General features: G+C 72.9%; 17 protein-coding genes. 15 read left to right on the forward strand and 2 right to left on the reverse strand.

Translation table 11 applies throughout. The features are described from left to right. Nucleotides 1-458 precede the first annotated feature (458 nt). On the forward strand, nucleotides 459-701 hold the full coding sequence (locus L1857_RS06340) for a hypothetical protein (RefSeq protein ID WP_116112171.1): 243 nt from the start codon (nucleotides 459-461) through the stop codon (nucleotides 699-701). Nucleotides 702-720: 19 nt separating this feature from the next. Here the strand turns inward: L1857_RS06340 and L1857_RS06345 are convergent, their stop codons facing one another. Further along, nucleotides 721-1,536, reverse strand: a complete 816-nt coding sequence (locus L1857_RS06345; protein ID WP_233157105.1) for a M23 family metallopeptidase — start codon at nucleotides 1,534-1,536, stop codon at nucleotides 721-723. A 477-nt stretch (nucleotides 1,537-2,013) separates the two neighbouring features. On the opposite strand from L1857_RS06345, the gene L1857_RS06350 reads away from it, so the two are divergent. From L1857_RS06350 to purH, 8 genes are all read left to right on the forward strand, one after another. Then, entirely contained in the window at nucleotides 2,014-2,784 is a 771-nt protein-coding gene (locus L1857_RS06350) for a hypothetical protein (RefSeq protein ID WP_116114967.1), read from the forward strand. A 116-nt stretch (nucleotides 2,785-2,900) separates the two neighbouring features. Then, a complete protein-coding gene (locus L1857_RS35350; RefSeq protein ID WP_283258006.1) occupies nucleotides 2,901-4,145 on the forward strand; it encodes a hypothetical protein in 1,245 nt (414 codons plus the stop codon). Nucleotides 4,146-4,300: 155 nt separating this feature from the next. Further along, complete coding sequence (gene sucC, locus L1857_RS06360; RefSeq protein WP_094003988.1) at nucleotides 4,301-5,470, forward strand: ADP-forming succinate--CoA ligase subunit beta; 1,170 nt, start codon at nucleotides 4,301-4,303, stop codon at nucleotides 5,468-5,470. A gap of 5 nt (nucleotides 5,471-5,475) precedes the next feature. Then, nucleotides 5,476-6,366, forward strand: a complete 891-nt coding sequence (sucD, locus tag L1857_RS06365; RefSeq protein ID WP_091504942.1) for a succinate--CoA ligase subunit alpha — start codon at nucleotides 5,476-5,478, stop codon at nucleotides 6,364-6,366. 198 nt (nucleotides 6,367-6,564) lie between these two features. After that, the gene (locus tag L1857_RS06370; protein ID WP_094003989.1) at nucleotides 6,565-7,290 is read left to right on the forward strand and encodes a DUF5336 domain-containing protein; all 726 of its coding nucleotides are present in this window, start codon (nucleotides 6,565-6,567) and stop codon (nucleotides 7,288-7,290) included. Nucleotides 7,291-7,596: 306 nt separating this feature from the next. Beyond that, a complete protein-coding gene (locus L1857_RS06375) occupies nucleotides 7,597-8,865 on the forward strand; it encodes a cell division protein PerM (protein WP_249464645.1) in 1,269 nt (422 codons plus the stop codon). Nucleotides 8,866-8,985: 120 nt separating this feature from the next. After that, on the forward strand, nucleotides 8,986-9,603 hold the full coding sequence (purN, locus tag L1857_RS06380) for a phosphoribosylglycinamide formyltransferase (protein WP_094004037.1): 618 nt from the start codon (nucleotides 8,986-8,988) through the stop codon (nucleotides 9,601-9,603). Then, nucleotides 9,600-11,159, forward strand: a complete 1,560-nt coding sequence (gene purH, locus L1857_RS06385; protein WP_249464647.1) for a bifunctional phosphoribosylaminoimidazolecarboxamide formyltransferase/IMP cyclohydrolase — start codon at nucleotides 9,600-9,602, stop codon at nucleotides 11,157-11,159. Before purN ends, purH begins: the two co-directional genes overlap by 4 nt. Before the next feature lie 94 nt (nucleotides 11,160-11,253). Here the strand turns inward: purH and L1857_RS06390 are convergent, their stop codons facing one another. Then, on the reverse strand, nucleotides 11,254-12,171 hold the full coding sequence (locus L1857_RS06390; RefSeq protein ID WP_094003992.1) for an aldo/keto reductase: 918 nt from the start codon (nucleotides 12,169-12,171) through the stop codon (nucleotides 11,254-11,256). A gap of 84 nt (nucleotides 12,172-12,255) precedes the next feature. Between L1857_RS06390 and L1857_RS06395 the strand changes: the two genes are divergently transcribed. The 6 genes from L1857_RS06395 (at nucleotide 12,256) to L1857_RS06415 (ending at nucleotide 19,425) form a co-directional block, all read left to right on the forward strand. Next, nucleotides 12,256-12,822, forward strand: a complete 567-nt coding sequence (locus L1857_RS06395) for a TetR/AcrR family transcriptional regulator (protein ID WP_116114973.1) — start codon at nucleotides 12,256-12,258, stop codon at nucleotides 12,820-12,822. A gap of 113 nt (nucleotides 12,823-12,935) precedes the next feature. Further along, nucleotides 12,936-13,616: a hypothetical protein gene (locus L1857_RS06400; protein WP_094003994.1), complete on the forward strand. Its 681-nt coding sequence runs from the start codon at nucleotides 12,936-12,938 to the stop codon at nucleotides 13,614-13,616. Nucleotides 13,617-13,944: 328 nt separating this feature from the next. After that, entirely contained in the window at nucleotides 13,945-15,507 is a 1,563-nt protein-coding gene (locus L1857_RS06405) for a DNA polymerase Y family protein (protein ID WP_094003995.1), read from the forward strand. After that, complete coding sequence (locus tag L1857_RS35355; RefSeq protein WP_255407833.1) at nucleotides 15,507-15,635, forward strand: hypothetical protein; 129 nt, start codon at nucleotides 15,507-15,509, stop codon at nucleotides 15,633-15,635. The genes L1857_RS06405 and L1857_RS35355 overlap by 1 nt, the downstream gene beginning before the upstream one ends. After that, nucleotides 15,635-18,961: an error-prone DNA polymerase gene (locus L1857_RS06410; RefSeq protein ID WP_116114977.1), complete on the forward strand. Its 3,327-nt coding sequence runs from the start codon at nucleotides 15,635-15,637 to the stop codon at nucleotides 18,959-18,961. Before L1857_RS35355 ends, L1857_RS06410 begins: the two co-directional genes overlap by 1 nt. Continuing rightward, nucleotides 18,958-19,425 carry an NUDIX hydrolase gene (locus L1857_RS06415; RefSeq protein WP_249464649.1) on the forward strand — a complete coding sequence of 156 codons (468 nt, stop codon included), beginning with the start codon at nucleotides 18,958-18,960 and terminating at the stop codon, nucleotides 19,423-19,425. The genes L1857_RS06410 and L1857_RS06415 overlap by 4 nt, the downstream gene beginning before the upstream one ends. Nucleotides 19,426-19,438 lie beyond the last annotated feature (13 nt).

The following is a 19,438-nucleotide window of genomic DNA, read 5'->3' on the forward strand; positions in this document are numbered from 1 at the left end:
GCCGCTCGGCGGTGGGCCGGTTCGTGCGGCTGCCCGTTCGCTGGTGCGGCAAATCTGCCCCAGCCGGTGTTGAGGGTGCGGCTATAGCTTCATCGCCGCTCGCCGCGCGTGGCGATGAAGCTGTAGCCGCCGCTCGCTGGGCTCCGACGGCGAAGCTGCATCCGCTGCTCGCCAGCGGGCCGTTCGCTTGTGCGCCACCGGTGCACCGGCTGAGGCCGCCGGTGCGATCACGGCCCGCACCGCCCCGGCGCACCTCCACTCCGAGGCCACTTCCGGCGCCCACCATCTCCAGCCCTCAGCCGGATCGCGCGCACGGCGTTCTCGCCCCCCGCACCGGCCACTCCCCACGCCCCACTAACTCGATCGGGCGATCATCGAGCCCCAACCAACCCAAAACTGTCAGACCCCTCCGCTATACCTGTCTCGAACGAAAGTTCGAACCCTCGGGAGGTCATGGTGTGGGCAGGCAGTGGTTCCCGTACGTGCGAGCAGCCGTCCTGGAGCGCATCGAGCGCATGGTCGCGCGTGCGGCTCGCGACGGGGCATTACCGGCCGCGGAGGCGCTCGTCGTACTCGGAGCCTGGCAGGCGCTCCTGGAGCGGCACGGCGGGCCCGATGGACGGTGCGTGCTGTGCCGGCGCACGTCGCGGAGGCTGTGCACGGTCTGGCAGGTCGCGGTGGCCTACTTCGTGCGGCCGTGAACGAGCGCGGGAGGGGCCGTCAGAGGTACACGCCGCGGGCGGCGAGCCAGCTGCGCGGGTCGACCTTCTTGACGCCGTTGAGCCAGACCTCGAAGTGCAGGTGCGGGCCGGTGCTCTGGCCGCGGTTGCCGATCTCGGCGATCTTCTGCCCGCACTTGACCTTCTGGCCCTCGCGCACCGAGTAGCTGTTCATGTGGCCGTACACCTGGACGGTGCCGTCCTCCAGCTGGATCTTCACCCACAGGCCGAAGCCGCTGGCGGGGCCGGCCTCGATCACCACGCCGTCGGAGGCGGCGTAGATCGGGGTGCCGATCGAGTTGGCGATGTCGATGCCGTAGTGGCTGGTGCCCCAGCGGGCGCCGAAGCCGGAGGTGTAGGTGCCCTTCGCGGGCGCGCAGGTCTTCGGGCGAGCGGCCTCTTCGGCGGCGATGCGGGCGGCCTCGGCGTCGCGGGCCTGGCGGGCCATCGTGACGTTCTCGCTGTCGGTGAGGCGCTGCACCTCGGCCGAGGCGTCCGTGAAGTTGGCCGCGGGAAGGATCTCGGGAGCGCCGGTGGGGGCGTCACCACCGACGGCGAACGACGCGCTGGCGTCCTCGGCGTTGGCCAGAGGGGTCACGCCGGCGTCGGAAGTCTGTACGGCTTGGAGCGTCTGTCCCGCGGCGGCCGCGGCGAACGCGCCGGCCGCGACGGCGGCGACCACGACCCGGCCACGCAGCGCCGACGAGGGCGCGGGGAGCCGGTGAGCGCCCCGGACCCGGACGACGGCGCCGTCCAGAGCGTCGTCATCGAGTGCCGGGGAAGGAGCTTGGCCGCCGGGGGAGCGGTATCGAGCCAAGTCGAGGCCTTCCGTTACTCGGGGGGTCAGACAGCGGGCGCCGGGCGGGGGATCCCGGTGGGCAACCGATTCGGGGGTTTGGCTGCCCGTCGCCCACATCGTGACCTGACCGTGATGGGGACCGGGGGACAGTAACGAAGGGATGTGGTCGCGGGCAAGAACCGGCCGCCGTCTGGGCCGAACGTGGGGCGTGGGCCGACCGTCCAACAGCAGCGATGACACTGGGTAGAAGGGATATTCCGCCGTTGGTGTGACGTGCGACACGGTTTGTTATTTCGTGGGGCTCCGGGGGCAACCTGGGAGGCTTGCTAGCGTCGGCGCCGGTGTCGGTAGCGAGACCGCGCGGGCCCGCGATCGCCGGTGAGGCGGTGGCGCCGGGCGCTGGTGTCAGACACAGGCTGCGGCGTGCCCGCGGCTCTCGGACGCCGAGGCCGGCCGTCCCGACCGCTCCTCCGACCCTCGACAACGTGAGATCACATGGACACTGACACCACCGGCGGCGCGGCCGCCGCGCGGCTCGACGCCATCCCCGACACGGTCACCGCGGGCCGGTCCCCGTCAGTTCCGGCCTACGTGGTGGGTGCGGTCTCGGCCGTCCTGCTCGCCGGGGGTGCCGTCGTGCCCGTGGTGAACGGTGTGGCGCGCGGTTTCAACAGCGTGCCGCTGCTGGTGGTGCTGGCCGTGGCGCCGATGGTCGTGGTCGCGGTGCTCGCCCTGAAGGGACGCCACCAGACCGCGGCCGGCGTGCTGGCCGCGGTGGCGGCCCTCGCCCCGGGACGGCTGGTGCTCGACTTGATCCTGCTGACGGACCCGGTCCGCGCGGCGCGCCCGGAGCTGTTCCGGCTGCACTCGCTGGCCGACCCCGGCACGGCGCCCGGCCTGTGGCTCCTGCTGGCCGGCCACGCCACGGCGATCGCCGCAGGGGTGATGGCAACACGAGCCGCCGCCCCGAAGGCGGACACCCCGTGGACCCCAAGCACCTCCGCAGCCGCCCGAGCGGCTGCGGAGGCGTCGGCCGTGAAACAGTTGCCAGCCACACCACCGCCAGGCGGGGCGTCCAGCGAGTCCGTGCCCAGTGGCACCCCACAGGAGGGCGCCACCGCTGATCGCGGTGATGTCGGCAGCCACCCCGGTGCTTCCGCCGATGGCGCGGAGCATCCCAGTGCCGCCGATAAGGACGGGACTGCATCCACGGCCGCGAGTGTTTCTCCGGCAAGGACGTCCAGGCCCACCTCCTCGGGGCAGTAGGCGATGCCGGCACCCTCGGAGCCAACTCCGCATCTGGCGACGGCCCCACCTCCACCGACCCCGCCGCCGCCTGGCCCGAGGCGGCTGAAGTCAGCCGTGCGGGCCTCCTCTTCGGGATGTTCGCCGCGGTTGTCTCCGCGGTGGGCGTCATGATGGCGCCCTTCACCTCCAACGACGCCTTCCTGCCGGCCGGCAGCGCCTTCGAGAGCCCGGGCCTCGTCCTCGCGGGGAGTCTTCTGCTCGCCTTCGCGTTGCCCGTCGCCACCGTGTTGCTCGCCGGGTCGGGCAGTGCCGTCGCCCGGGGCGGGTTGCTCGGGCTCGGCGTCAGCGCCGCCGTCCTCGGGTTGCCGAACCTCGTCTCGGGGCTCAGCCTGCCCGGCGTGCGGCTCGCGGCGGGGCCGATCCTCGTGCTCGTCGGGGCGGCCGGCCTGGTCGCCGCCGCGTTCCTGCCCACCGCCACCACCCCGGACGCCGCCCAGGACGACGAGGCCGGCGAGATCACGCTGCCCGGCATCCGCCGCCTGCGCATCGTCACCGGCGCCCTCGCGGTGCTCACCTCGGCCGCCGCGATCGCCGGCGCCCTCACGCCTCAGGTGGTCATCACCGAGACCCTCGACGGCCCGCAGAGCCCGTCCCGCTCGGCGCTGCTCGTCGCCGGGCTGCTGGTCGGCGTCCTCGGCCTCGTGATGTTCACCGCGGGCCCCTCCGCCTACGCCCGGCCCGCCCTCTCGGTCGCCTGGGTCACCGTCCCCCTCGCCGGCACCGCCGTCCTGACCATGGCCGTCACCGCCACCGAGCTCGGCGCCGGCCTCACCCCGGGGCCGGGCGTCCTCTGGACCGCGCTCGCCGTCGTCGGCTCGGCCATCACCGCCTGCTGCTCCGTCGTCGCCGGCATGGTCGAACGGGACGAGACCACCGACCCGGCCACCGCCTTCGGGGAGGGCCCCGCCGTGCCGGGCGCCGACCTGCTCACCCCGCTCGTCGCCGCCGGGATACTCGCCATCGGCGCCTTCGGCACCCCGTCGATCCTCGCGCCGGACTACGTCGAACCCGCCCTCTGGTCCAGCTTCGGCACGCCCTCCTGGGGCCTGCTGGTCGCACTCCTCACCGTCCTCGGCGCGTGCGTCCTCGCCCCGCGCTGCCGCCCGGCCCGCGCCGCGGCACTGCTCGCGGGCGCCGCCTGCGTCGCCGGGCTGCGGGCCGCGGAGCTGCCGCTCGTCGGCGACGAGATCACCGGCGCCCACGCCGGGCTGGGCTGGTGGCTCGCGCTGGGCTGCGCCCTCGCGCTCGTCATCGCCGCCGTCCTGGCCGCGCGTGGCTCGATTCACACCCCGAAAACACGCTCTGGATCCATACGGTGACCGAGTTCACCGGATGCGCTGCCCCGAGCCAAAGCCCAGGTCGCTAGGGTCGTCTCCGTCCGGCAGCATGGTTTGCAACAAGCACCCGCCTGCGGATCGCCCCTCGCGAGACGACCGGTGACTCAGGCGGTGTGTGTCGTCAGGAGACTGGAGTAGTGGACCTCTACGAATACCAGGCGAAGGACCTCTTCGCCGCCCACGGCGTGCCGGTACTGCCCGGCGCCGTAGCGAGCACCCCGGAAGAAGCCCAGGCCGCCGCCGAGAAGATCGGTGGACAGGTCGTCGTCAAGGCCCAGGTCAAGACGGGCGGCCGCGGCAAGGCCGGCGGCGTGAAGCTCGCCAACGACCCGGCCGAGGCCAAGGAGAAGGCCGAAGCCATCCTCGGCCTCGACATCAAGGGCCACATCACGCGCCGCGTGCTGGTGACCGAGGCGTCCGACATCGCGGAGGAGTACTACTTCTCCTTCCTGCTGGACCGCGCCAACCGCACCTTCCTCGCCATGGCCTCCGCCGAGGGCGGCATGGAGATCGAGCAGCTGGCCGTGGAGCGGCCCGAGGCGCTCGCCAAGGTGCCGGTCGACGCGATCGCCGGGGTCGACAAGGCCAAGGCGCTGGAGATCCTGACCCAGGGCAACTTCCCCGAGGTCATCCGCGACCAGGCGGCCGACGTGGTCGTCAAGCTGTGGGAGACCTTCGTGGCCGAGGACGCCACCCTGGTCGAGGTCAACCCGCTGGTCCGCGACCCGCAGGACAAGATCGTCGCCCTCGACGGCAAGGTCACCCTGGACGAGAACGCCTCCTTCCGGCAGCCGAAGCAGGAGGAGCTCGTCGACAAGCAGGCCGAGGACCCGCTGGAGGCCAAGGCCAAGGCGAAGGACCTCAACTACGTCAAGCTCGACGGCGAGGTCGGCATCATCGGCAACGGCGCGGGCCTGGTCATGTCCACCCTGGACGTCGTCGCCTACGCCGGTGAGAAGCACGGCGGCGTCAAGCCCGCCAACTTCCTCGACATCGGCGGCGGCGCCTCCGCCGAGGTCATGGCCGCCGGCCTGGACGTCATCCTGAACGACCCGGCCGTCAAGTCGGTGTTCGTCAACGTCTTCGGTGGCATCACCGCGTGCGACGCGGTCGCGACCGGCATCGTCGAGGCCCTCAAGATCCTGGGCGACGAGGCCACCAAGCCGCTCGTGGTCCGCCTCGACGGCAACAACGTCGAGGAAGGCCGCCGGATCCTCGACGAGGCCAACCACCCGCTGGTCACGCAGGTGGACACCATGGACAACGCAGCGGACAAGGCTGCCGAGCTGGCCGCGGCAGGAGCGTAAGAGACATGTCGATCTTCCTCGATTCCAGCAGCAAGATCATCGTTCAGGGCATCACCGGGTCCGAGGGCACCAAGCACGCGACCAAGATGCTGCAGGCCGGCTCGAACATCGTCGGCGGCGTGAACGCCCGCAAGGCCGGCCAGACGGTCACCATCGCCGGCAAGGACCTCACCGTGTTCGGCACGGTCGAGGAGGCCATGAAGGAGACCGGCGCCGACGTGTCGGTCATCTTCGTGCCGCCGAAGTTCGCCAAGGACGCCGTGATCGAGGCCATCGACGCCGAGATCCCGCTCGCCGTGGTGATCACCGAGGGCATCCCGGTGCACGACTCGGCCTACTTCTGGGCCCACGCCGTCGCCAAGGGCAACAAGACCCGCATCATCGGCCCGAACTGCCCCGGCGTCATCTCGCCCGGCAAGTCGAACGCCGGCATCATCCCGGCCAACATCACCGGCCCGGGCAAGATCGGCCTGGTGTCCAAGTCGGGCACGCTGACCTACCAGATGATGTACGAGCTGCGCGACATCGGCTTCTCGACGGCCGTCGGCATCGGTGGCGACCCGATCATCGGCACCACCCACATCGACGCTCTGGAGGCCTTCCAGGCCGACCCGGAGACCGAGGTCATCGTCATGATCGGTGAGATCGGTGGCGACGCCGAGGAGCGGGCCGCGGCCTACATCAAGGAGAACGTGACCAAGCCGGTCGTCGGCTACGTCGCGGGCTTCACCGCCCCCGAGGGCAAGACGATGGGGCACGCGGGCGCGATCGTGTCCGGCTCGGCCGGCACCGCGCAGGCGAAGAAGGAGGCCCTCGAGGCCGCGGGCGTGAAGGTCGGCAAGACGCCGTCCGAGACCGCCGCGCTGGCCCGGGAGCTGTACGAGAACCTGCACTGACCGCCCAGCGGTCCACATCCCGGCCGGGCACCGTTCGCGGTGCCCGGCCGGGGTGCTTTCCGGCACCGGAAATTCGACGCAACCGTTTGACGCCCCGGCACGTCGGATAGCCGGATGGGGTGGCCGGGAACCCCGGGGCGCGGTGAACCGTTCCCGGATCGGCACCCCGGTTCGGGCGAAGACAGGAGAGCAAGCGCGATGACGTTCCCCAGTGGTGGACCGGGATACCCGCAGCAGGGCGGCGGTGGCCAGCCCCCGGGGACCGGCGGGTTCCCCCAGCAGCAGCCCCCGGCGCCACAGTCGGGGCCGAGCCTGTCGCCGGCGAACCTGAGCATGATCCTGACCCTGTTCATCGCCCTGCTGGGCCTGGTGAACTACTTCATCGGGTTTTCCGAGGAGGCGCAGGGCGCCGACCAGCCGGTGCTGTTCCTGCTCGTCGGTGGTCTGCTCGCCGGTCTCGCGGTGCTGCCGAAGGCGCCGCGGACGCTCCCGTTCGCGGTGCTGTTCAGCGTGCTCGGCGCGCTGACCGCGATCCTGGTGGTCGTGCACATCCCGGAGCAGGCGGAGACGCCGGGCATCTACACGGTGATCCTGATCCTGGGCATCCTGCAGATGCTGGTCGCGATCGCGGCGCTGCTGTTCGACGCGGGTGTGCTGAAGATGCCGCAGCCGCAGCAGCCGCAGTACGGCCAGCCCTACGGGCAGCCGGGGCAGTTCGGCCAGCCGGGCCAGCCCGGTCAGGGCCACGGTGAGCAGAAGGCCGGCCCGTCGGGCACGCAGTACGGCCCGCCGGTGACGCCGCCCCAGCAGCAGTCGACGGTCTACGCCCCGCAGCAGGGGCAGTTCTACAACCCCGCGGCCAAGCCCGAGGGCCAGCAGGGCCAGCACCCCGGCACCCCGCCCGGCGGCAGCCCGCAGAGCTGAGCCGGTTTCGGAAGGCGCCTCTTCCCGGTGTGGGGAGGGGCGTTTTCTGTTGCCGGACTCTCCGAACCACGCGCCCGCCGGGAGGGCGTCCAGCGCCAGCGCAACCCACCCTCCACATTTCCCTTTTGTGGCTTAACCCGCATGAGGGAGGAACGGCGTGGCTCACCCGGTCGGCGCAGTGAGGGTGCGAGGGTGCGAGGCATGCAGGTGCTCACCTCGTACGGCCGGTCCGGGGAAGGGGTGACTGACCCGGAACACCCGGGCGAGCGCTCTCCGGTGGCCCGGGCGAGGGTGTTCGCCGCGGCGGTGCTTGGTCCCATCGTCACCGGGTACGTCGTGGTCGCCGCCCTGTTCGGGCTGGTCACGGCCATGGCGTCGGTCGCCGAGTTCTCCGTCGGCGGTGTGCTGCGCGCGGCCGGGCCGGGCTGGCTCGCCGCCTACCAGGTGCCCCTGACGATCGCTGGGCGGCCGCTGGGCGTGCTGCCGCTGCTGGCGACCATCGGCGCCTGCGCCCTGGTCGCCCGGTCGGCGGCCAACGCCACCCAGCGCCTCGGCTACCGCGAACCCGGCGCCACCGTGCCGCTCATCGCCGCGGTGGCCAGCGCCCACGCCCTCGCCGGGCTGGGCATCGCCCTCTTCGGCGACAACGCGGGCGTCCGCGTGGAGCCGCTGTCCGCGTTCGCCGTGCCCGCGGTCCTCGCGGGTGCCGCGGCCGCGGCGGGGGCCGCGTCCCGGTCCGGTGTCGCGGCCGCCATCAAGGACTACCTCGACCCGCTCGCGGTGCGCGGCCTGCGTGCCGGTGCGCTGGGCCTGGCCGGGCTGCTCGCGGCCGGCGCGCTCGTGCACACCGTCGGCCTGGTCCTCGCCTCCGGCACGATCCGCGAGCTGTTCGCCGACAACGCGCCCGGGTTCGGCAGCGGCGCCGGAATGCTGCTGCTGTCGCTGGGTTACCTGCCCAACGCGGTGGTCGGCGGCCTGGCCTTCGTCACCGGACCGGGCTTCTCGATCGGCTCGTTCTCGCTCACCGCGTTCTCCTTCACCGGCGGTCCGGTGCCGGGCCTGCCGGTGCTCGCCGGCGTCCCCGAGCACGCGGCGCCCTGGTGGCCGGTCCTGATGCTGTTGCCGGCCGCGGTCGGCGCGCTGCTCGGCTGGACGCTGCGGCACGCCGACGAGAACCCGCTCGCCCGGCTGCGGATCGTCGGCATCGCGGGCGCGCTCGTCGGGTTCGGTTGTGTGTTGCTCGGCACGCTCGCCGGCGGCCGGCTGGGCGGTGGCGCGTTCGACCCGGTGACCATCCCGGTCGGACTCACCTCGGTCGCCGCGTTCGGCTGGATCGCCGTGCCCGGCGGTCTCGTCGCCTGGTTCGCCGGCCCGCGGGTGCGCCCGGAGCCGGCGGAACCCGAGGCAGAGCCGGAAATCGAGGCCGAGATCGAGAACCTCGACGCCGAGCTGGAGGAGCTGGAGGCCGAGGCCGAAGAGCCGTCCGAAGAGGAGCCGGACGAGGAGCCCGCGGACGAGCCGGACGACGACGAGGAGCCCCCGCCCACCGACGAGAAGCCGGAACAGCCCAGCTAGCCCGTCCGTCTCCCACCACCGCCCTCAACGGAGCCGCTCCGCGGCGCAGCATAGACTCGGCACGGACGTTTGGCACGGACGTTTGGCACGGGCGAAGGAGAGGCGTTGAACTCCAGCCGGTTGGACCTGCCCGTCCCGGTCAAGCTGGTGGTGCTCGCCTCCGGATCGGGCACGCTGCTGCAGTCGCTCCTGGACGCGACCCAGCGCATCGACTTCCCGGCGAAGGTCGTCGCCGTGGGCACGGACCGGTCGGGTGCCGAGGCACTGGCCCGCGCCGAGCGCGCCGGCGTGCCGCACTTCACGGTCCGCCTGAGCGACCACCCGGACCGCGACGCCTGGGACAAGGCCCTCACCGAGGCGGTCGCCGCCTACGAGCCCGATCTGGTGGTGTCGGCGGGTTTCCTGAAGATCCTGGGGACGAACTTCCTCACGCGCTTCCCGAACCGCGTGATCAACACCCACCCGGCCCTGCTGCCGTCGTTCCCCGGGATGCACTCCGTGGCCGACGCGCTGGAGCTGGGCGTCAAGCTGACCGGCTGCACGGTGCACTTCGTGGACGCCGGGGTCGACACGGGCCCGATCATCGCCCAGGAGGCGGTGGTGGTGGAGCCGGACGACGACGAGGACAGGCTGCACGAGCGCATCAAGGTCGTGGAACGACGGCTGCTCGTGGACGTGGTGGAACGACTCGGCCGGGCCGGTGCCACGGTCGAGGGACGGAAGGTGAGGTTGCGGTGACGGTGGAGGGTCGGCGTCCGGTCAAGCGCGCCCTGATCGGCGTTTCGGACAAGACGGGCCTGCTGGAACTTGGCACCGCGCTGCACGCGGCCGGTGTGGAGATCGTCTCCACCGGCGGCACGGCCAAGGCGCTCGCCGACGCCGGGGTGCCGGTCACGCCGGTCGAGCAGGTCACCGGTTTCCCGGAGTCCTTCGACGGCCGGGTCAAGACGCTGCACCCGCGGGTGCACGCCGGCCTGCTGGCCGACCGCGACCGCCCCGAGCACGTCGAGCAGCTGCGTGAGCTGGACATCGCGCCGTTCGACCTGCTGGTGGTCAACCTCTACCCGTTCCGCGAGACCGTCGCCTCCGGCGCGAGCCCCGAGGACTGCGTGGAGAACATCGACATCGGCGGCCCGGCGATGGTCCGCGCCGCGGCGAAGAACCACAACAACGTGGCCGTCGTGGTCGACCCGGCCCGCTACGGGTGGGTGCTGGAGCAGGTCCGCGCGGGCGGTTTCGAGCTGGCCGACCGCAAGCGCCTCGCGGCCCAGGCCTACGCCCACACCGCGAGCTACGACATGGCGGTCGCGTCGTGGTTCGCCAACGCCTACGCCCCGGCGGACGACTCCGGTTTCCCCGACTTCACCGGCGGCACCTGGGAGCGCGGCGAGGTGCTGCGCTACGGCGAGAACCCGCATCAGCGCGCCGCGGTGTACCGGCACTGGCGCTCCGGCCTGGCCCACGCCGAGCAGCTGCACGGCAAGGCCATGTCGTACAACAACTACGTCGACACCGACGCCGCCCGCCGCGCCGCCTACGACTTCGAGGCCCCCGCGGTCGCGATCATCAAGCACGCCAACCCGTGCGGCATCGCGGTCGGCGTCGACATCGCCGAGGCGCACCGCAAGGCGCACGCGTGCGACCCGGTGTCGGCCTACGGCGGTGTGATCGCGGCGAACCGGCCGATCACCCGCGAGGCCGCCGAGCAGATCGCCGAGGTGTTCACCGAGGTCGTGCTCGCGCCGGACTTCGAGGACGAGGCGCTGGACGTGCTCAAGCGCAAGAAGAACGTGCGCCTGCTGAAGCTGCCCGCGCTCGCCGACGCGGACCCGATCGAGTTCCGCCCGATCTCCGGCGGCATGCTCGTGCAGACCGTCGACCGGATCGACGCGCCCGGCGACTCGCCGGAGAACTGGACCCTGGCCACCGGCGAGGCCGCCGACGCCCACACGCTCGCGGACCTGGAGTTCGCGTGGCGGGCGATCCGCGCGGTGAAGTCGAACGCGATCCTGCTGGCCAGCGGTGGCGCGACGGTCGGCGTCGGCATGGGCCAGGTCAACCGCGTCGATTCGTCCCGGCTGGCTGTGCAGCGCGCCGGTGACCGGGTCAAGGGCTCGGTGGCCGCGTCCGACGCGTTCTTCCCGTTCCCGGACGGGCTGCAGGTGCTGATCGACGCCGGTGTCCGCGCGGTCGTCCAGCCGGGTGGTTCGGTGCGGGACGCCGAGGTGATCGCTGCGGCCGAGGAGGCCGGCGTGACGCTGTACCTGACGGGCACGCGCCACTTCGCCCACTGACGTCTCAGAGCGGGGTGGCGGTCCCGGTGATCGTCACCCGCCGCGGCTCGGTGAGCGGACGACCTGGGTCATCCCCCGATTTGTGCCGCGCCGCTCAGCCGAGCGGGATGTCGCCGGAGCGGGACTCGACCGCGTCCAGCGCGGCCATGGCCGTTCCGTCCAGCTCGATCGTGCCCGCGGCGACGTTGGCTTCGAGGTGCGCCGGATTCGCGGTGCCCGGGATCAGCAACACGTTCGGCGCGTGGTGCAGCAGCCAGGCGAGGCCGACCTGGGCGGGGGTGCGGCCGAGGGCCTCCGCGGCCGCGGTGACGGCCGGCTCGTCGGTCACCTTCGGCATGCCGGGGAAGGCGCCGCCGAGCGGGAAGAACGGGACCCAGGCGATCTGCTCGGCGAGGCAGAGCCGCAGCAGCTCCTCGTCCCCGCGCGCGACCAGGCTGTAGGAGTTCTGGACGCAGACGATCCCGGCGGGCAGGGCCCGGCGCAGACCGTCCGGGGTGACCGCGCTCAGGCCGATCGCGCCGATCTTGCCCTCGTCCCGCATCGCGATCATCACCGCGAGCTGGTCGTCGAGGTCGACGATCTGGTCACCCTCGGCGCGCAGCCCCGGCCCGGTGTCCAGGCGGCGCAGGTTCACCACCGGGATCCGGTCGACGCCGAGGGACTTGAGGTTGTCCTCGACGCTCGCCCGCAGCTGCTCGGGCCGCTGAGCGGGACGCAGCGGGATCCGGCCGCCCGGGTCGGGGTCGGCGCCGACCTTGCTGACGATCATCACGCCGTCTTCGGGGCGGAACGCGTCCCGGATGACCTCGTTGACGAACCCGTCGCCGTAGAACTGGGCGGTGTCGACGTGGTCGACGCCGAGCTCCACCACCCGGCGCAGCAGGGCGATCGCGGCGTCGCGGTCGGTGTGCAGTCGCTCCAGCTGCATCGCGCCGAACCCGATGCGGGACACCGTGCGGCCGGCGAGCGTCCCGGCCCCTCCGGCGCGCGGAGGCGTGCTGTTCGTGATCATGGGAGTCCTTCCACGCGAAGGTAGGATAAGCGGAGTGGCCTCCGTTTCATCGACTGTAGCACTTTTACCGGAGGTGCCTCCGCTTTGAGTTCCGGGAAGAAGCCCCGCGCCCCGCGGGCCGATGCGCTGCGCAACCGGGACAAGCTCGTCGAGGTCGCGCGGGCCGCCTTCGCGGCCGGTGACGCGTCGCTCGAAGGGATCGCCCGCGAGGCCGGTGTCGGCATCGGCACGCTGTACCGCCACTTCCCGACCCGGGAGGCCCTGGTGGAGGCCGTGTACGCCGCCGAACTCGACGACGTCACCGGCAGTGCCGCCGTCCTGTTGGCGGAGCTCCCGCCGGATGAGGCGATGCGTGCCTGGATGGGGCGCTACGCCGCCTTCGTCGCGACGAAACGCGGCATGGTCGAGACGCTGCGCGCCGGCTGGGCCTCGGGGCGGATCGCCACGCCGGTCACGCGGGAGCGCATCACCGCGGCGATCGCCACGATCCTGGCCGCCGGGGCCGACGCCGGATCGCTCCGCGGCGACGTCGCTGCCGAGGACGTCACCGCGCTGCTGCTGGGGGTCTTCCTGAGCACCGCGGCCAGCGAGACCCCGGAGCAGGTCGACCGGCTTCTCGGTCTCGTGATGGACGCGCTGCATTCGTCTTGACATCGCACAGGTGTTCGAGGCAAACTAAGCGAGTCGAACAGGAGTTCGAACAGTCGCCGGCTTCCCCACGGTGACGTCAGCAGGGTCTTGCAGGCGCGTCGTGGGGAGGTGGCATGTCGGTCGCGGCACTGGCAGCGCTGCCCGGGGTGAGCACGGCCAGCGGGGTGGCCGCCGAGGCGGAGCACGCCCAGCTGACCGGGCGCGTGCTGCCGGTGCGGCCGGAGTTGCGCCGTCTGCTGCCGTCGGCGGGCCTGCGCCGGGGGAGCACGATCGCGGTGCGCGGATCGGTGTCGTTGCTCCTCGCGCTGCTGGCCGAGGCGACGGCGACCGGATCGTGGGCCGCGGCGGTGGGGATGCCGGACCTCGGTCTGGTGGCCGCTGCGGAACTCGGGGTCGAGGTGAGCCGGCTCGCGCTGGTGCCGCGGCCCGGGGCCGAGTTCGCCGCGGTCGCCGGTGCGCTGCTGGACGGGATGGACGTGGTGGCGGTCGCCGCTCGGGGCGCGGCGCCGCAGGAGGTACGGCGCCTTTCGGCGCGGGCACGGCATCGGGGCGCCGTGCTGCTCTCCCTCGGGCCGTGGCCCGGCGCCGAGGTGGAGCTCAACTGCGTGGCCGGTCGCTGGACCGGCCTCGAAGGCGGGCACGGGTACCTGCGTGAGCGGCGGGTCCGTGTCCAGGGTGCCGGCCGGGGCGCGGCGACGCGGCCCCGGCGGGCGGATCTGCTGCTGCCGGGGTCTGCGGGGGCCCCGGCAGCAGCACCCGAGCCGGTGCTGGAACTGGCCCGGGAGGTGAGCTGATGCGCGGCGATTCTTCGGGCGCCGCGGAGCGGTGCGGGATTGCTTCGGCGACGGGCGCGGGGAAGCGAGTTCGCCCGGGGTGCGGGCTGAGCCGCGGGAGGTGCGCCGGGCGGCGAGTCCCACGCTCGGGCGCGCGAGTCCTGCACTCCGGCGGGCGAGTCCTGCACTCCGGCGGGCGAGTTCCACGCTCGGGCGCGCGAGTTCCACGCTCGGGCGCGCGAGTCCTGCACTCGCCGATGCTGGCATCGGCGTGGGGTGTCCCGGCGCGGCCGGGACACCCCACCGGCGCGCGGAGCACCGTATGTCCACAGTAGACAAACCGCCGCGCATGCTGGTGCTCTGGGTGCCGGACTGGCCCGCCGTCGCCGCGTGTCTGGCCGAGGGCACGCCCCTCCACCTGCCCGCCGCGGTGTTCCACGCCAACCGGGTCGTCGCGTGCACCGCGATCGCCCGTGCCGCCGGCATCCGGCGCGGCATGCGCCGCCGGGACGCGCAGTCCCGCTGTCCCGAACTCCAGGTCTTCGGCCCGGACGAGGACCGCGACGCGCGTCTCTTCGAGCCCGTCGCGGCCGCCGTGGAGGAGCTGGTCGTCGGGGTCGAGGTGGTCCGACCCGGCCTGGTCGCGGTGCCCGCCGACGGCGCGTCCGGCTACTTCGGCGGCGAGCTGCGCCTCGCGGAACTGCTCGCCGAACACGTCTCCCACCAAGTGGAGTGCCAGATCGGCATCGCGGACGGGCTGTTCGCCGCGACACTGGCCGCCCACCGGTCCCGCATCGTCGACCGCGACACCGCCGCCGAGTTCCTCGCGCCCCTGCCGGTCGGCGAACTCGACCAGCCGGACTCCGACCGCGCCGAACTGGTGGACCTGTTGCGCCGCCTGGGTTTGCGCACGCTCGGCGCGTTCGCGAAGCTCGCCGAACGGGACGTCGCCGCGCGGTTCGGCCGCGCGGGCCTGGTCGCGCACCGGCTGGCGCGCGGCCTGGACGAACGGCCCCCGCACCGGCGCCGCCCGCCACCCGAACTCACCGTCACCAAGACCTTCGACCCGCCGCTGGACCGCGTGGACGCCGCGGCGTTCATGGCGCGCACGCTCGCCGAGCGGTTCCACGGCGGCCTCGCCCGGCACGGCCTGGCCTGCACCCGCCTGGGCATCTACGCCACCACCGAGCACGGCGAGGAACTGAGCCGCGTGTGGCGGTGCGCCGAACCGCTGACGCCGCAGGGCATCGCGGACCGGGTGCGCTGGCAGTTCGAGGGCTGGCTGCGCGCCGCGCCGGACGAGCGCCCCACCGCCGGGGTGGAGCGGCTGCGGCTGGCGCCCGAGGAGACCGTCGACGGGCATTCGCTGCAGCTGGGCCTGTGGCAGGACGGCATCCACGGCCTGGCCGACGAGCGCGCGGAAAAGGCCGGCCGCGCGCTGGTGCGGGTCCAGGGCCTGCTCGGCCCGGACAGCGTCTTCACGGCAGTGCTCGACGGTGGCCGCGGCCCGGCCGAACGCGTCCGGCTGGTGCCGTGGGGCGACCCGCGGACACCGCACAGCCCGCCGGACGTGCCGTGGCCGGGACGGCTGCCCGCGCCGTCCCCGGCCACGGTCTACGAGAAGCCGCTGCCCGCGCGTGTCCTCGACGCGTCGGGCGCGGAGGTGCACGTCACCCGGCGCCGGGAGCTGTCCGCGGCACCGCACCGGGTTTCGGTGGGAGACGGCCCGCCGCGGGAGGTCCTGGACTGGGCCGGCCCGTGGCTGGTCGACGCGCACTGGTGGACACCGGGTGGTGACGGGGTGCGCACCCGGGTGCAGGCCGTGCTGGCCGGGGAACCGGAAACGGCGGTGCTGCTGACGAGAGTGGGCGGAACGAGTCCGCAATGGACAGTGGAGGGAGTGTACGACTGATGGACGACGAGTACTTCCGGGACCTGCAGCACTGGCTGGCCCTGCCGCGCAAGGTGGTCGAGTCGCTCGAGCCCGAGGACGAGCAGATGCTGCTGCCCATCCCGGTGCCGCGACGCCCGGTGGACTGATGGCCTTCCACAACCCGCCGGTCAGCTGGGAGGAGCTGGAACGCAGGCTGTCCGGCAAACCGGCCGCGGGCGACGGCGGGGACAGCCCCGCGTGGAGCCGGAAGCGGGAGGGCTACGTCCGGCCCAGCACCGTCGCGCCCCCGCGCGGGGACGACCACGCGGGCGGGCGGCGCCGGGTGCCCTACGCCGAGCTGCACTGCCACTCCAACTTCAGCTTCCTGGACGGCGCGAGCCACCCCGAGGAGCTGGTCGAGGAGGCGTCGCGGCTGGGGCTCGACGCGATCGCGCTCACCGACCACGACGGCATGTACGGGGTGGTGAGGTTCGCCGACGCGGCACGCGAACTGGGCGTGCACACGGTGTTCGGCACCGAGCTGAGCTTCGGCCTGTCCGCTCCGCAGAACGGCGTCGCCGACCCGGAGGGCGAGCACCTGCTGCTGCTCGCCAAGCAGCAGGACGGTTACGCCGCCCTGTGCCGGGCGATCACCGCCGGCCAGCTGGCCGGGCACGACCACGCCACGTCGACCGACCGGGCGGAGAAGGGCCGCCCGGTCTACGACCTGGACGCCGTCGCGAACGAGGTCGCCGGCAACGTCGTCGCGCTCACCGGGTGCCGCAAGGGCGCGGTCCGGCGGGCGCTGGCCCGCGGCGGCCCGGAGGCGGCCGGGCGGGAACTGCGGCGGCTCCGCGACCGGTTCGAGTCGGTGTACGTCGAGCTGACCGACCACGGCTACCCCGAGGACGGGGTGCACAACGACGTTCTCGCCGCGCTGGCCGCCGAGCAGGGCCTGCCGACCGTCGCCACCACCGCCGCCCACTACGCCACCCCGGACCGGGGACGGCTGGCCGGCGCGATGGCCGCGATCCGCGCCCGCCGCGGCCTGGACGACATGGCCGGCTGGCTGCCCGCGTCCGGCACGGCGTTCCTGCGGTCCGGCGAGGAGATGGCGCGGCGGTTCGCCCGCTACCCCGGCGCGGTGCAGCGGGCCGCGCTGCTCGGCCTGGAGTGCGCCTTCGACCTGAAGCTGGTCGCGCCCGAGCTGCCGCCCTACGACGTCCCCGCCGGCTACACCGAGGCGTCCTTCCTGCGCGAGGAGGTCTACCGCGGGGCCGCGCACCGCTACGGCAACGACCCGGACGCCCTGCGGCAGATCGAGCACGAGCTGCGGATCATCGAGCAGCTGAACTTCCCCGGCTACTTCCTCATCGTGTGGGACATCGTCGAGTTCTGCCGCCGCAACGACATCCTGTGCCAGGGCCGCGGATCCGCGGCGAACTCCGCGGTCTGCTACGCGCTGGGCATCACCAAGGTCGACTCGGTGCGCTGGAAGCTGCTGTTCGAACGCTTCCTCGCGCCGGACCGGGACGGTTACCCGGACATCGACCTGGACATCGAGTCCGACCGCCGCGAGGAGGTGATCCAGTACGTCTACCGCAAGTACGGGCGCACGCGCACCGCGCAGGTGGCGAACGTGATCACCTACCGCGCCAAGTCCGCGATCCGCGACGCGGCACGGGCCTTCGGCTACTCGCCCGGCCAGCAGGACGCGTGGAGCAAGCAGATCGACCGCTGGGGCCCGTTGCACGACACCAAGGACGACACCGATCACGACATCCCGCTACCGGTGCTGCAGGTGGCCGCCGCACTGGAGGACTTCCCGCGGCACCTGGGCATCCACTCCGGCGGGATGGTGATCTGCCACCAGCCGGTGAGCGAGGTGTGCCCGATCGAATGGGCGCGCATGGCCGACCGCAGCGTGCTGCAGTGGGAGAAGGACGACTGCGCCTCGGTGGGGCTGGTCAAGTTCGACCTGCTCGGCCTGGGCATGCTCTCCGCCCTGCACTACATGCTGGACCTGGTGCGCGAGTTCGAGGGCATCGAAATCGATCTGTCCAAACTGGACCTGGAGGACGCCGAGGTCTACGAGATGCTGCAGCGCGCGGACGCGATCGGCGTGTTCCAGGTGGAGAGCCGGGCGCAGATGGCGACCCTGCCGCGGCTGAAGCCGGAGAAGTTCTACGACCTGGCGATCGAGGTCGCGTTGATCCGGCCGGGCCCGATCCAGGGCGGCTCGGTGCACCCCTACATCCGGCGGGCCACCGGTCGCGAGGACTGGGCACACGACCACCCGCTGCTGGCGAACGCGCTGGACAAGACGCTGGGGGTGCCGTTGTTCCAGGAGCAGATGATGCAGATCGCGCTGGACGTCGCGAACTTCACCGCCGCGGAGGCCGACGAGCTGCGGCACGCGATGGGGTCGAAGCGGTCCACGCGGAAGATGGAACGGCTGCGGGAACGGTTCTACGCGGGCGCCCGGCGCAACGGCCTCGACGACGAGCTGATCGCGCGGATCTTCCACAAGCTGATGGCGTTCGCGAACTTCGGCTTCCCGGAGAGCCACGCGCTGAGCTTCGCCTACCTCGTGTTCGCCAGCGCGTACTTCAAGCGCTACCACCCGGCGGCGTTCTGCGCGGCGCTGCTGCGGGCGCAGCCGATGGGGTTCTACTCGCCGCAGTCGCTGGTCGCCGACGCCCGGCGGCACGGCATCACCGTGCACGGCCCGGACATCAACGCGAGCCTGCCGCACGCCACGCTCGAACGCGGTGACGAGGGCCTGGCGGTGCGGATCGGATTGGCGACCGTGCGGATGATCGGGCAGAAGCTCGCCGAGGAGATCGTCGCGGAACGGCAGCGGGGCGGCGCGTTCACCGACATGGCGGACCTGGCGCGGCGCGTGCGGCTGACCACGCCGCAGATCGAGGCGCTGGCCACGGCGGGCGCGTTCGGCCGGTTCGGCGAGATCGCCGGCGACCGGCGGCGCGCGTTGTGGGCGGCCGGGGCGGTGGCGCAGGAGCGGCCGGAGAAGCTGCCGGTCACGCTGGCCGGGGCGCACGCGCCGACGCTGCCCGGGATGGACGAGATCGACGAGGCGGTCGCCGACGTGTGGGCCACCGGGTTGTCGCCGGACAGCTTCCCGACGCAGTTCATCCGCGAGCGGCTGGACGCGCTGGGCGTGGTGCCGGCCGGAAAACTGGTGGACGTCGAGGACGGCGCCCGGGTACTGATCGGAGGGGCGGTGACGCACCGGCAGCGCCCGGCGACCGCGGGCGGGGTCACGTTCCTCAACATCGAGGACGAGACGGGCATGGTCAACGTCGTGTGCTCGGCCGGGTTGTGGCGCCGCTACCACCGGGTGGCGCGGGGCAGCGCGGCGATGCTGATCCGCGGGGTGATCGAGCGGGCGGACGGGGTGGTGAGCGTGCGCGCGGACCGGCTGCAGCACCTGTCGATGCGGGTGCCGTCGAAGTCGCGGGACTTCCGGTGAACGACCTGCCGATCACCGACGCGCGGGGGAACACGCTGGTCAGCCTGCGGTTCGGGGTCGCGACGGATCCCGCGGTGCCGATGCCGCTCGCCCTGGTGGTCGTCGAGGTGGACGACCGGGTGCTGCTGGTGTTCGACCGGCGGCGCGGGCAGTGGGAGCTGCCCGGCGGGATGATCGAACCGGGGGAGACGTCGCACCAGGCCGCGATGCGGGAACTGGCCGAGGAGACCGGGATCGTGGTCAGCGGCCTGCGGTTCGCCGCCGTGGCCAGGTTCGTGCTGCGCGACCCGCTGCGGCGCGAGTACGCCGCCGTCTACCGGACGGGTTTCGCGACCGAGCCGGCGGTGGCGCCCCAGGAGGACGAGGTCTCGGCGATCGCCTGGTGGCATCCCGGCACGCCCCTGCTGCGGGACCAGGGCCTGCTGGACGCCGAGATCGCGCGGCGGGTCACCGGGTTGCGTTGAGGGGCGGGCCGCC

It is taken from the genome of Amycolatopsis thermalba (assembly GCF_023376025.1).
Lineage (GTDB): Bacteria > Actinomycetota > Actinomycetes > Mycobacteriales > Pseudonocardiaceae > Amycolatopsis_E > Amycolatopsis_E thermalba.

Excerpts from the sequence above, each read along its gene's own strand:
- L1857_RS06350 (WP_116114967.1), top strand. The coding sequence starts at position 2,014 with ATGGACACTGACACCACCGGCGGCGCGGCCGCCGCGCGGCTCGACGCC.
- L1857_RS35350 (WP_283258006.1), top strand. The coding sequence starts at position 2,901 with ATGTTCGCCGCGGTTGTCTCCGCGGTGGGCGTCATGATGGCGCCCTTC.
- sucD (WP_091504942.1), top strand. The coding sequence starts at position 5,476 with ATGTCGATCTTCCTCGATTCCAGCAGCAAGATCATCGTTCAGGGCATC.
- L1857_RS06370 (WP_094003989.1), top strand. The coding sequence starts at position 6,565 with ATGACGTTCCCCAGTGGTGGACCGGGATACCCGCAGCAGGGCGGCGGT.
- L1857_RS06390 (WP_094003992.1), bottom strand. The coding sequence starts at position 12,171 with ATGATCACGAACAGCACGCCTCCGCGCGCCGGAGGGGCCGGGACGCTC.
- L1857_RS06400 (WP_094003994.1), top strand. The coding sequence starts at position 12,936 with ATGTCGGTCGCGGCACTGGCAGCGCTGCCCGGGGTGAGCACGGCCAGC.
- L1857_RS06405 (WP_094003995.1), top strand. The coding sequence starts at position 13,945 with ATGCTGGTGCTCTGGGTGCCGGACTGGCCCGCCGTCGCCGCGTGTCTG.
- L1857_RS35355 (WP_255407833.1), top strand. The coding sequence starts at position 15,507 with ATGGACGACGAGTACTTCCGGGACCTGCAGCACTGGCTGGCCCTGCCG.
- L1857_RS06410 (WP_116114977.1), top strand. The coding sequence starts at position 15,635 with ATGGCCTTCCACAACCCGCCGGTCAGCTGGGAGGAGCTGGAACGCAGG.